The sequence below is a fragment of the Nostoc sp. genome (assembly GCF_036917615.1).
GTDB lineage: Bacteria > Cyanobacteriota > Cyanobacteriia > Cyanobacteriales > Nostocaceae > Nostoc.
The window spans coordinates 62,583-75,621 of record NZ_JBALCZ010000056.1; the positions used below are offsets into that span (position 1 = coordinate 62,583).

10 protein-coding genes and 1 pseudogene are annotated in these 13,039 nt (G+C 42.0%); 6 read left to right on the top strand and 5 right to left on the bottom strand.

The genetic code is table 11. From position 1 onward, the window contains the following. The first annotated feature begins 95 nt into the window (after nucleotides 1-95). Complete coding sequence (locus V7K85_RS18540; protein WP_334815300.1) at nucleotides 96-899, top strand: M15 family metallopeptidase; 804 nt, start codon at nucleotides 96-98, stop codon at nucleotides 897-899. A gap of 112 nt (nucleotides 900-1,011) precedes the next feature. Here V7K85_RS18540 and V7K85_RS18545 read toward each other — a convergent pair whose 3' ends face one another. Then, nucleotides 1,012-2,049 carry a serine hydrolase domain-containing protein gene (locus tag V7K85_RS18545; RefSeq protein ID WP_334815302.1) on the bottom strand — a complete coding sequence of 346 codons (1,038 nt, stop codon included), beginning with the start codon at nucleotides 2,047-2,049 and terminating at the stop codon, nucleotides 1,012-1,014. 78 nt (nucleotides 2,050-2,127) lie between these two features. Continuing rightward, nucleotides 2,128-3,975, bottom strand: coding sequence for a penicillin-binding protein 2 (mrdA, locus tag V7K85_RS18550; protein WP_334815304.1), 1,848 nt, complete (start codon nucleotides 3,973-3,975; stop codon nucleotides 2,128-2,130). Nucleotides 3,976-4,183: 208 nt separating this feature from the next. Here mrdA and V7K85_RS18555 point away from each other — a divergent pair, with 208 nt between their 5' ends. Then, entirely contained in the window at nucleotides 4,184-5,311 is a 1,128-nt protein-coding gene (locus tag V7K85_RS18555; RefSeq protein ID WP_334815306.1) for an ABC transporter ATP-binding protein, read from the top strand. A 532-nt stretch (nucleotides 5,312-5,843) separates the two neighbouring features. Here V7K85_RS18555 and V7K85_RS18560 read toward each other — a convergent pair. Both V7K85_RS18560 and V7K85_RS18565 read right to left on the bottom strand, forming a co-directional pair. Further along, nucleotides 5,844-6,374, bottom strand: coding sequence for a hypothetical protein (locus V7K85_RS18560; RefSeq protein WP_334815308.1), 531 nt, complete (start codon nucleotides 6,372-6,374; stop codon nucleotides 5,844-5,846). 190 nt (nucleotides 6,375-6,564) lie between these two features. Next, nucleotides 6,565-7,155: a DUF4360 domain-containing protein gene (locus V7K85_RS18565; RefSeq protein WP_334815310.1), complete on the bottom strand. Its 591-nt coding sequence runs from the start codon at nucleotides 7,153-7,155 to the stop codon at nucleotides 6,565-6,567. Between the two features lie 1,020 nt (nucleotides 7,156-8,175). Between V7K85_RS18565 and V7K85_RS18570 the strand changes: the two genes are divergently transcribed. Next, nucleotides 8,176-8,526, top strand: a complete 351-nt coding sequence (locus tag V7K85_RS18570; protein ID WP_334815312.1) for a hypothetical protein — start codon at nucleotides 8,176-8,178, stop codon at nucleotides 8,524-8,526. 284 nt (nucleotides 8,527-8,810) lie between these two features. After that, nucleotides 8,811-9,260, top strand: a complete 450-nt coding sequence (locus tag V7K85_RS18575) for a hypothetical protein (protein WP_334815314.1) — start codon at nucleotides 8,811-8,813, stop codon at nucleotides 9,258-9,260. A 143-nt stretch (nucleotides 9,261-9,403) separates the two neighbouring features. On the opposite strand, the gene V7K85_RS18580 is transcribed toward V7K85_RS18575, so the two are convergent. Beyond that, nucleotides 9,404-10,177 carry an MlaE family lipid ABC transporter permease subunit gene (locus tag V7K85_RS18580; protein ID WP_334815316.1) on the bottom strand — a complete coding sequence of 258 codons (774 nt, stop codon included), beginning with the start codon at nucleotides 10,175-10,177 and terminating at the stop codon, nucleotides 9,404-9,406. Between the two features lie 332 nt (nucleotides 10,178-10,509). Here V7K85_RS18580 and V7K85_RS18585 point away from each other — a divergent pair, with 332 nt between their 5' ends. Then, complete coding sequence (locus V7K85_RS18585) at nucleotides 10,510-10,839, top strand: hypothetical protein (RefSeq protein ID WP_334815318.1); 330 nt, start codon at nucleotides 10,510-10,512, stop codon at nucleotides 10,837-10,839. Nucleotides 10,840-11,451: 612 nt separating this feature from the next. Next, nucleotides 11,452-12,897 (top strand): annotated as a pseudogene (locus V7K85_RS18590) (hypothetical protein). Nucleotides 12,898-13,039 lie beyond the last annotated feature (142 nt).

The window sequence follows — 13,039 nt, forward strand, 5'->3', positions numbered from 1 at the left end:
CCTAAGAACCACAGATGTAAAATGCTACCTGTTACGTCTACTTTTGTCCAGTGCAAAATCTGTTATGGCTATCCCACAAAAACAGGAGTTTACCCTTGAATAAGGCAGGGTTTTCTGGAAAACCGCAAAATTCATCGAATGACCTTGGTGATGATATTCCAGTGGCTATACGCGATACCCCTGTTGCAACACCGAAAATGTGGTTGCAACCCCGAATTTTGCTGATTGCGGGAGTAGCGGGATTTGTCCTGCTGGCTTTAATTAGCGGTTTTTTGTTTTTCCTCACAGCACCCAAAAAAACCGCCGATTCTCAACTTTTACCAGCTACTTCTGCTCCTGTTACTCCAGCAGCATCTAATAATTCTAACGATACTGTGTTAGGGCATTTTCCATACCCAGAAGCCCCTGAATCAGAACTAGTAACCATCTCCGCAAAGAGGGGTGTTAGAATGCGAAAAGCTGCTGCCCAAAAGTTTGAGGAGATGGTGGCAGCAGCGCGGAGTGCAGGTGTAATTATAGAACCAATTTCTGGCTTTCGCTCAGTTAAAGACCAAGAGCAGTTGTTTTTTGCTGTCGGTGCCCAGCGAAATCAGACGCCAGCAGAACGAGCTGCCCTCAGCGCTCCTCCTGGTCATAGCGAACATCACACAGGTTATGCTGTGGATGTTGGAGATGGAGCAGTACCAGCGACTAATCTCCAAACCAACTTTGACAATACTAAGGCTTATCGGTGGCTGCAAGCAAATGCAGCACGTTTCAGCTTTGAAATGTCATTTCCTAAAGATAATATTCAAGGTGTGAGTTATGAGCCTTGGCACTGGCGTTTTGTAGGCGATCGCGATAGCTTGGAAATGTTCTACAAAGCCAGAAATTTGAAACCCGCTAAGATATCGCCATAGGAGACAGGAGTCATTCGATTTTAGATTTTAAATTTTGGATTTTGGATTGAAGGAAAAATCTAAAATTGGCAGAGTCAAGAGGAGCCACGAGGCATTGGTTTTACCCCCTCTACTAGGGTGGAGGCTGAAGTACTACTTCCTTAAGAGCTGGACAATAATATTCAGCGATGTCCTTAGCGATCGCATCTGGTCGGGAAATTTTATCTAGATTGCAAAGTAAAATTACAGTAATTTTGTCATCAATAAAGCGGGTAATGTTACTTGCGAATCCTAATATCGAACCATTATGACCAACTACTCGGCGATCGCCATAATTAAATACCCACCAACCTAAACCTGCAACATATCTCAACTTTTCCCAATCATCGCCCTGATTGGGAAAATGAGGAGTCCACATTTTCTCAAGGGTTGATTGCTTTAGCAGAGTTGCACCACAAAGCCCCTGTTCCCACTTCACCATATCTTCTACACTGGAGAGTTGACCTCCAGCAGAATAAGTGACTGAGGGACTGTAGTAGGGTTTATTAACAAGTTTGCTGTTTAGCAACCGATAGCCAGCAGCCCGGTGCGGCACAATGTCTTTGGGATCATTCATTACGGTTGCATTCATTCCCAAAGGAGCAAAAATGCGATCGCGCAACAAATTTCCATAAGATTGTCCAGTTACCTTTTCTAGCATCAAACCCAATAAATAGTAGCCTGTGTTGTCATAGGCGCTAAACTCAGCTGGTTGGAATTTGAGGGGTAGGTGAGTAACTAGAGCCAAAATTTCAGATTTAGATAAATTAAGATGGGTAATTTCCCAGTAGTTTGGGGCATCGGTATAGCTAGGAATTCCAGACTGATGAGACAGAATATGCTCGATTGTGACATTTTGCCACGTTAGGGGTAGATGATCGAGATAGTCTGCGATCGCTTCTTCTAGCGAAATTATCCCTTGCTCCACCAGCATCATTGTGACTGTAGCGGTGAAAGTTTTACCGACAGACGCAATTTCATAAACTGTGTGTTCAGTCGCCAGAACAGAGTGTTCAACATTCGCCAGTCCATAGCCCTTAACTAAAACAGGTTCACCTGACTGCACCACTGCAACAGAAAGTCCAGGAATCTGGTTTTTAGTCATTGTGGCTCGAATATAGTCGTCAATCACGATTCACCTCATTTTTGTTTGGCGATGGCCAGACAAAATAATTCCAAATTCAAAATGTATTTTTAATTCTTCCTTCTTTTAGTCGCCAGTCACATGTCCTGAACTCTGAGTTTTAGCTTCTGATGGGTCAGGCTGAGGTTTTTGATACTTACCTGGATACTTGTGCTGAAAATAAGCTTCCAGCACTTGTAAAACCATCGGCCCACAAACAGTACCGCCATGTTCGCCAGTATTTTCCCCAAAAGCCACAACCACAATTTCCGGCTTATTACTGGGGGCATAAGCACCAAACCAAGTATGATTTGGGCGACCAATACCAGCTTCAGCAGTGCCACTCTTCCCAGACGCTGGGGCAATTGTCGGTACGTCCAAGCGCTTACCTGTACCCTCACTCACCACCTTCCGTAGTCCCTCACGGAGAACTTTGATGGTTTCCGGCTTCATATTTAAAGATTCTCGCCAACTTTTTGCTTCTTCGTTGTCTTTGAGCAAATGCGGCTGAACTCGATACCCGCCATTAGCAGGGACAGAAAACATAATTGCCGATTGCAGGGGTGTCACTTGCAAAGCGCCTTGACCAATTGACATATTAATGGTATCGCCTACACTCCAAGGCGTTTTCAAAACTTTCTGCTTCCATGTTTCATCTGGAACCAAGCCTTTTGATTCTTCGTTGGGAAATTCAATGCCAGTTTTTTGACCAAACCCGTATTTGCGACTCCATTCGATTAAAGTTGGGCCACCAACTTTTCTGCCAACTTGATAGAAGAAAGTATCACTACTCATAGCGATCGCTCTGGGAAATCCTAATGGCCCGAATCCGGCGTGGTTCCACTCTCCAAAAGTCACCCCCCCAACAGTTAGGGAACCAAAGGTCTGTAATACTGAGTCAGGAGAAAATTGACCTGATTCTAGTCCAGCTGTCGTAGTGACAATTTTGAAGGTACTGGCGGGTGGAAAGGCACTCAGGGTCCGATTGATCAAGGGATGATCTTTACCTTGCACGCTTTCCCAATCTTTCTGGGAGAGTTTTTGTTTGGAGAAGATATTTGGGTCAAAGCTGGGGTAAGATACCAGTGCTAAAACAGCACCGTTATTCGGATCAAGTGCGGCGATCGCACCTCGGTGATTTCCCAAAGCTTTTTGGGCTGCCTCTTGCACATCTAAATCTATGGTCAGGTGCAAATCGTTACCAGCTTTTGCCTGCTTCTCCCCCAAAACCCGGATTGGTCTACCCGCACCATCCACTTCCACTTGCTGACCGCCCCATTCGCCCCGTAGAGTTTTCTCATAGGCCTTTTCCACCCCCATTTGACCGATTACATCTCCCAGTCGGTAGCCTTCCTGCTTCTTGTCCTTTAACTGGTCGGCGGTCAATTCGCGCGTATAACCGAGTACATGTGCTAATTCTTTCCCGTGAGGGTAATAACGTACAGAATCTCTATTTATTTCTACTTCTGGTAGTTCATTTTTATACTCCTTTAATGCCGTGATTTGTGCTTCATTTAGATCACGAGCAACGCGGATAAGCGAAGAAGAATTAGCACCTGCTTGTTCTAATTTCTTTTCCATCTCATCTTGCGGAATGTTAAGAATTTGCGCTAGACGCGGGCCGACTACAGACCAGGAAGGCTTTGTATGTGCCATCGGCCACAAATATACAGAGCTAGGATAGCGAGTACTGGCTAAAAGTTTGCCATTTCGGTCAAAAATATTGCCCCGTTCCGGTTGTTTGAGAATCATCCGAATTCGGTTCGCTTCGGCTCGTTCCCGGAGTTTTGGGCCTTCAACAATTTGCAAATATGCCAAACGCGCCCCAATACCAGCAGTCATTAATAAGGTAAATACGATTAAAAATATTGATTGGAAACCACGTCCAACTGTACGGGTATCTTTTTTACTGCCAATTGATGGGAATAAAGACATAAGACAAAGAATGATTCCAAGAGCGGTATTATCTGTACACAATTACCCTAAACTCATGCCCAGTAGTGGGTATGAAAGAATCGGGCGAGTATATTCTTGAACAATTGTTTTTGGCGGATACAATAAACCAAAGTGTGAAATCTAGTCTGCCCAATAGACTAGATCAATTGATAAACTAACGTAAGATCACGGCATTCTACTGAGGATTATGGCTCAAATTGTCATGCAGAATCAGAGGGGGATAACAACTTTTCAGCCACTTGATGTTGAACTGCGTAATGTCTTCAAGTTTTTTAACCAAGAACCAGCAGTAAATGGAATCGACTTGGATGTTAGACAAGGAGAATTTTTTAGTATTTTAGGCCCCTCCGGTTGTGGTAAAACAACCACACTGCGCTTAATTGCTGGGTTTGAAATCGCTGACGCTGGCAAGGTATTGATTCAGGGTCAGTCTATGACTAATGTGCCGCCTTACCGCCGACCCGTCAATACTGTATTTCAAAGTTACGCTCTATTTAACCACCTGAATGTCTGGGATAATATCGCCTTCGGACTGAGGTTAAAAAAAATACGCAAATCGCAAATTGAAGCTAGAGTTGAAGAAGCTTTAAAACTGGTAAAAATGGAAAGTTTGCGATCGCGCTTTCCCAATCAACTTTCTGGTGGTCAACAGCAGCGAGTTGCTTTAGCAAGGGCCCTAGTCAACCGTCCCACCGTTGTACTACTGGATGAACCTTTAGGGGCGTTAGATTTAAAGCTGCGTAAGGAAATGCAGGTTGAGTTATCAAATTTACACAAAGACTTAGGATTGACCTTTGTGATGGTGACACACGACCAAGAAGAAGCATTGTCTTTGAGCGATCGCATTGCCGTGATGAACCAAGGCAAAATTGAACAAGTTGGCACTCCCAGCCAAATTTACGAACGTCCCTGCACATCTTTTGTTGCTGATTTTATTGGCGATACTAATTTATTCAGCGGTGAAATCGTAGCGGTAGACTCCTCAAATGTTAAAATTTCGACAAAAACCGGACTCTCAATTGTCATTAGCCGCGCTGAAGATACACCATCTGAATTATCACAAGCTGTAATAGTGTGTGTGCGCCCAGAAAAAATACAGCTTTCGCTTTATCCACCCAATTTGCCAGCTAACTGCTTTGAAGGACGGCTTGTCAATGTTATGTATTTGGGTACACACGTTAATTATGTTGTGGAATTAACAAATGGTATTAGCATAAATGTGCTACAACCTAATACTTTTGGCGGTTTACCAGACCGCAACACGCCCATCTACGTTTGGTGGGCAGAAAATGATTGTTTAGCTATTAGTCAATAGTTATAATAATCTGCCTTAAGGGACTTCCAATTAAAAAACATCCCATACCTGCGGGACGCTTCGCAAACGTAGGGGCACAAGATCTAGCTCCCCTACAAATGTACAATATAAATTTAATTTTGGATAATTTGTTTTTTGTTAGTCCCTAACGCTCTTGCATCACTCTCGCCAACTAAAAATTTCAGCTAACTTTTAAGCCTCATATAGTCAGAGGTAGGACTTACGCATTAAGTAAGAAATGTAGGGGCAATTCATGAATTGCCCCTACGGTAAATCAAGGCTTTCAATGCCTTTTTGCGTAAGTCCTGAGAGGGTTAAAGCCCAATACAGTTCAGTTAAGCATTTCTTCCTTCTCTTCCTTCTCTTCCTTCTCTTCCTTTGCGTTCTTCTCTACGAGACGCTACGCAAATGCGCCCTTGAGCGTAAGGGCGCAGTGGCTCCTCCTTTTAGGAGAGAAGAATGGAAGTGAGGTCAGAATGTATTGCATCCATAGACGCGTAGCGGCTTCCCGCAGGGTACGAGAAGCGCTATATTATTTTTGTTGAAGTGTAAACCTTACATCTGTCAACTCTGATTCTCCTCCGCTCGTTGTTAATATTAAATTAATGCCTATAACACTTTTTCCTTGAGTTGGAGTTGTGTAGTTAGTTGGAAGTATTTGCTTGGTCAAATCAAAATTAAGAAAACTTGCATTTGACGGACTTGTATATAAGACACGAGTTGGTTGATCGCCAATTACAAATGATGAGATAGCTACTTGTGCTGGTGCTTTCTTTACTTGACCTTTGAAAGCTAAAGGCACGAGCCTAAATTGATTTTGAGTAGAAGTATTAATTCTAATGATACATCTAACCCTTGACAATTGTGCGTTTACAGCTAATTTAGAGCTAATTTTCAACTCACTTGTTTGCCGATTGTAATTTATTTGACATCCATTATTAACAATAAATTGTGGCTGATTTACTATTGGAGCAGCAATGCTAGATGAATTGGCATCATAACAATATGAAACAAACAAGCATAGGAACATGAAAAGATTACGTGCATTACTTAATCTCAACATAACTAGTCTCCATTTAGATAAATTTGGAATTTTAAAGAAGAATACATCTGGTAGAATCAATGAGTAGGGAATTTATATACACCACTCATTGAATGACTACCAAATTTGGAATTGGGTGCGGTATTTCACCATTTATCCGCTTTTTCGGTCAGAATACCCAACTGAATTCTGCCAAATATATTCTGTTTTGTTAAGAGCAAGGAATTAGGTCTAAACTCAATATTACTTTCCCAGCATTGACATCGGTTGTATCAACAATAATATTACTTCCTGGGTTGGATTTTTCAATCAAATTAAAACCTAATTGTCCTTGTCCACCACATGAAGCAGATATAACAGCAAGATTATCTTGCACCTCAAAAAGATCATCGCTTACTTTAAAGTCGGTCTTTTGAGGGGTAGCTACGACTTGACCAAGGTTACCAGCACTAAAGCTGTAGCTTCTGCTTAAATTTGAACCTTTACTGCTTGCACCAACCTCAACACTTCCTTGGTACAGTACATTTACCTCTTGGACATTGAAACCACTTGGAATACTAGTATTAATACGTATAATACACCTATTACGCTGACCGTTATATGCGCTAAAGTTATTCAATATAAGCGATAAGGTTCTACCGTCCTCTCCAACTTGCTGATCTGCAATACTACATCCACCAGCCGCAATTGCATCTCCGAAAGTAATACTAGGCGATTCTTGAGCCAAAGCCTTGGTGGCAATAAGGTTCATTCCTAAAATTGTAGATATAGACACTAAGACACCAAATTGTTTAAAGTTCATATGGATTCTACTCATGCTATTAGGTTGTTTTTTGATGAAAAATGCATTCATAAGGCAGAAGGCAACTATGTTCTCGTGCTTAAAAGCATGGGATTAAAGCAAGGATGCCTTGTGTCTGCTTTTAAGCTAGTGAGCATTTAAGTTGCATAAAACTAGGGTTGAAGTCGTTACTACAAGCGAATCAGTCCACAAAAATGAATGACGATTAGCTTACGCCTCTCGACACAATTTTGTTATACTAGTAGAGCAGGGCGTAGATAAACAGACTATTCAAAATTGCACAAAAGCCCGGAATACAATTCTTTTGACTTTTGACTTTTACTTCTCTACGAGAGCCTGCGCCAACGGCTACGCTCAGTACAAGTGACTTTTAACTTCCGCCTTGCGGTACTAGTGGGCAATGACCTACAACTAAAGTCTTAATTGATACTTTCTGCCTTCTGCCCCAGCCTCTTCAATTGTGGGAAATCCTTTCAGGTATGCTTTGACAAATTCTGCTCAATCAGACAATGAAGCATAACTGTAGCATCCCTAGATTTAACAGTACTCCAAGTAAAAAAATGCCCAATTGTCATTGCGAATGCAGCGTACTTTAAAGGAGTACGTTTGGCTCATAATGAGGGATTTTGGCTCATTTATTTTTTGGAACACTTTAACAGAAACAAGATGGACATCAAGTTGTAACCCACATTCCGCATCCTAAAGTTTCACACTACGAATTTTCAGCTTTTGGGGTTTGGGTTTTGTCGATGTGCGATGGGCTATACCCCGCCGTAGGCGATCGCAATCCTGATACTTGTATTAAATACAACATCAAAAAATGAAAATGCGAAAAACCGATTGTGACAGTCGGGGGTACGGAATGTCTGTTGTCAGATGTATTCTTGCTGTACTTCATGTAGTAGAAATTATATAGTTATCTAAATTAGTATATGTGTGTTATAGATCACAGACATATTGTGTTTCTGAACACTGCAAACTTCAAAAGAGTAGTATATAAGAGCAGTGCTCCAAAGTTAAGTGCTAAAAATTAGGAGTATAAATCACCGATTTAATAGTGCGACACCGATAGCGGTAGCGAGTCTTGCCTACGGCACGCTACGCGAACGAGCGTCACAGCCCGCACTTCTCTACGAGACGCTGCGCGTAGCTTGCTTCCAGGAAGTGGTACGGCAAAGCTACTTCTCTGCGAGAGGCTGCGCCCTAAGCGTAGCTATGCCGCAGACTTTACGACTGCGTTCAATACAAGTCAGTGACCACCGCAGGCATCGCAGTGAAATAGCTGTTTTTATTGAGAATCTACACAAAGTCTCAAACTCTGACTCCCCACTGATAACTGATAACTTCCCGGCAATAGCTGCCCTTTATTAAAATCTGGTTTCCATATCGAATTCTCCTCAGCCTCTAACTGCGCCTTAGCTGGTTTAAAATCACGGTTTGCGAGAAATTTCCGCTCCAGGTCAAATATTAGTGCATCCTTAGTTTTGGATACCAGCCGTCGTCATCCTTCTCGACCAAATCAGGCGTAACTTCAATTTCATCGCGACCAGACAATTAAGTCAATTCTTTTTAGTCAAATCCTATAGGTGCGAACGGTGAGTTATAACATTCAGTAATGGAATAATACCTTGACCCTGTACTAGGAATATCAACTCATGTCAATTTTGAAAAGAGTTCCTTGGATGTCCCTAGCGTTAGTACTGCTTTGTTACAGTGCATTGGGCTGGGTAATATCTGAAACACATGCTCCTCTGTTTGTGTGGCTGGTAACTGTAGTTGCTATCTTGCTTTTAATAGTAACGTTGACTGCTCCTTGGTCGAAAATGACTTATTCCTACAGTGCTTTGCTTAAATCAAATACCAGGACTTTCGGCGTTGCCGTCTTAGCAGCTTTCTTGTTTTTTATTATGATTGCCTGGTTTGGGGTATTTCTTGATACCTTACTGATCATTTCAGCGACTATATTAGTCAGGATAGACTTTCAAAGAGCGGGTCTTAGGGAAGGGCTAGCCTTTTTAACTACGTCTATCTTTTCATTGGGAGGTTTAGCTTTGGGTGCGCTAATCTACAAGTTAATATATTCCCAAATTCCGCTAACGTTATGAAGTATACCCAAAAAAGCTAGCGATACTTGCGGCGGGTTGTGCCAACGCTTCAGAACCAATATTGCTTACCTAAAGATTTCTTTTTGGCTCAAATTCCCGACTTTTTTAAGAGGTCGGGAATCTTTTTCAATACTTGCTTGGGTTCAAAATGCAGGCTGTTCAAACAGCAGTAGAGAGAGGAAAAAATCCATGAGAAAAATTGATACCCAACTAGTAACAACTGCTTTTGTTGCCGATTCTCCTACTTCTTTGGCTCCTCCCTTAGTAGTTAACCCCCAACTACAGCCAATGACAGCAACCAGTACACCAAAAATAAACCCTTTTAGCAAAATAATAAACAAATCTGACGGGTTTAAAAAATTTCTGACTGATTCCAAAAATGTTTCTGGTATAATTTTGTAAAAGTATGACGCGGCAAAAACTCCGCCGATGATGCCCGTAACTAAAGCCAAGATCGTCATCAAAGGCACCATTAAACTACAAGCAATTACTCTAGGAAGTACTAAATAATCAATTGGATCAGTTTTGAGCATATAAAGTGCATCAATTTGCTCTGTGACTTGCATTGCACCTATTTCTGCTGCAAAAGCAGAACCAACTTGTCCCGCCATAATACTAGCAGTCAAAATTGGAGCCAATTCTCTACAAAAAGCTAAGGCAAAAGCACCTCCAACAGCATTGACAGCGCCAAATCGGGCTAATTCCCTCGTTATCTGAATAGTAAAAATCATTCCTGCAAAACCGCTGACAAGGAGAACTGGAGAGATAGAAACTGGTCCAGCAGTCACCATATGTTGCAGAATCTTGCGGTAGTACGTTTTTCCTTGGAGTAAATGTAGCCACACTTGACCGAAAAGCAGTACTGCCGCAAAACAGCGTACAATCCCAGATTGCTCAAAATTTGTTTTTAGTCGCAATTTTATCGTCCTTAAAACTGACTTTTTTTGCACATATGTTATCTCAATTCTCCAAAATCAGACTACAGATACAAATGGTGGAAACCCAGCCAGATGTAATCTGACTTTCTCTATTATGTAGACGCACGAAGTAGGGCTTTACGTAAGGTATTACGAATTGGTATTAGGGTATGGTACATGAATAGACGCACTAGATGTTTACCCTCAAACTTGAGGAGGTGTTTAGGCATGGTTCAACTTAGCTTAGTAAACTTTAGCGAAAAATAGCACCTATGGTATTGTGAGCTTTTTTGCTGCTGCTTCAAATAATCTAATGTTAAATAATTTTTTTTATGAACAGGATTAAATACATAATATTTTTGTTGCTATTGATACTGTCTTTTTCCGTGGTAGATCCGGCTTTTACATCTGTATGCCGCAATTATCATGTCTACGACGGGCTACACCTACGCCACCAGATTTGCATTCTCAGTATCAACCGTAGTGCTAAAAATTATTGGGAATACAGGGCAGCCGTTAGTGTGGATGGAGTAAAAAGACCGACCGAGGTCTACAATTGTCGTGAACGAGTCAAGGTTCAACAGGGTGGGACTGTTTTGCCCTTTGAGCAAAAAGACCCTGGTGAGATGATATGCAGCTTTTTTAATTCTTCTCGGCGGTAAACACGCGCCAGATAATAAAGACGGTGAAACCTAGATAGGCGAATACTGTTAGCCATTCTTGCCAGCTACCAAATACATTATTCATCAGCAAAAGCCGGAAAATTAATATTTCTCAATCCTACATGCTGACGCTACCAGTCGATTGCCGTATTTTGGAAGATAAAGAAAGACTACTCCAAAATTCTTCGCGAATTTTCCGGAATCGATAACAACGGGGTGGTAGTACATATCAGAGCATCGATATTATACTGAACCTCTATAACAAACCTTCGGGGAATATAGCCCCATTGTTTCCGCTCAAAAGCCCGGTCTTCATGACCGGGTTTTTGATTTTACTTCTATTTTCCGTTTTTTTAACTAGTTCAGTTCTTCATTTAGGCTTGTCGGAACGCAATGAAAAGAACCTCGAAAAGAGATGACACATAGTTCAAATCTATTGCTTTTAGTTATGATGGTCAAATTCTGGCTAGTAGTAGTTTTGAAAACCCAAAGTTGAATTAGGGATTGTAGACTCAGAACCGCCACCAGATTGGAGAATAATTTATACCCATTTCCAGAAACTTTTAAGAGATTTTATCGGTCTGACTCTCCAAATTCTGCAAAAATCTGCCAATGTCATCTTCTGCTCAAGGTATTCCCGGATTACCTGATTTGACGCATCCAATTGAGCTTGTCCAATTTGGAACCCAAGCGCTCAAAGCTTCACTGTTATTAGTATTTTTGGTCGTAGCTTTGGGAGTTGCGTAGCTTGCCGCCGTAGGCATCGCACTGATAAGTTTTTCCCTGCGTCGAAGCCAGCCGGAACAAGTAATATTCATTGGCGAATGGGCTGTTCGTTATTCCCAACTTTTGCGAGGATTGCAGCATTTAACTTTGGTATTAGTTCTTTTAGTACCGGGATTTTTTCTCTGTTCAACTTTAAGCAATCGCTACCACCACTGGGAACAAGCAAGGGTGGCTCAAGTGGCCCAAAGTGTTGCAGGTGACAAGCTCGAACAATTTGCCCCCCAAGTTCGCTACTCTATTCAAGAGCCATACACATCTACCACTCAAATCAATGGCAAGATAGTTAAGGTAAATGAGACACGAGAAGTTAACCGCTTCTTGACGTTGGCTGGTTCGCAAATTCAAGTCAAGCTTGACCAAAGCGTAGATGTTCCAGGTCGTAGCTCAATTTATCGAGCAAATTATACTGCCGACTATAAAGTAATTAACCAACTCAAGGATATTAATAATTTTTTCTTTTAAGCACCGCCACCCAACGGTTACACGCTGCTTGCTAGCTACAAAGTGGAGCGTGACGGTACTAGGTTACAACAAACCAATCCGGGAGACTATGGCTTTCCCTTCCGGCTGCAACCAGGGGAAGAAACCACCTTTCGAGTCGCCTATCAGGCTCAAGGAGGGCCGCGCTGGGTTTATAGTGCAACGGGACAGATGCTATCTAACTTCCGCCTCACAGCAATTGCTAACTTTGCTCCGGCTGATTTTGCCAGTGGCATTGTACCTAATGATATTAAAGTTGACGGACACAGTACGCAATTTACGTGGAAATTTGACGATAATGTTTCAGTAAAAAATCCATTTGGAGTGTTTACAAACACCGAACCTATTCGTCACACAGGGATAATTCCGCGTCTTTTATTGCTAGCACCAGCAATATTTTTGTGGTGGATATTGTTGTTATATTTGTCACTGCCAATGAGTTTCAAAAATCTAGCGATCGCTGGTAGTATTTTCTTTGCTTGTCTGTTGACTTTGACCTATCTCGCTCGTGTTATAAATGCTCAGTTGGCTTGGACTTTAATTTCCATCATCTTACTAATTTTGACATGGGGATTGGGAGCCAGCCGCAGTGCTTCCCTTGCTGCGATTATCTGCACTATTGCTGGAGCAGTATTACCCACCTTTGGATTATTAGTACCGTTCAGTGGACTAACCCTCAGCCTAGCAGGTTTGCTTTCAGCCGTTTGGCTAGCAGTTCGTCATTGGTATGACTGGTACAGTTTCCACCCAGAAGACCAAAGATTGCAGACTCAGAAAAATGCTAAAGATTAGATGATTCCGCTATGATTAGCGAAGTTTTAGCTAACAGCATTTATGGATAACGATTTACTGGCTTTCTTTGCGGGTGCTGGGTTACTCGTCCTCTATCTCATCTTTTCTGCATTGACTGAAATGGGGACTAAACTACCTTGGA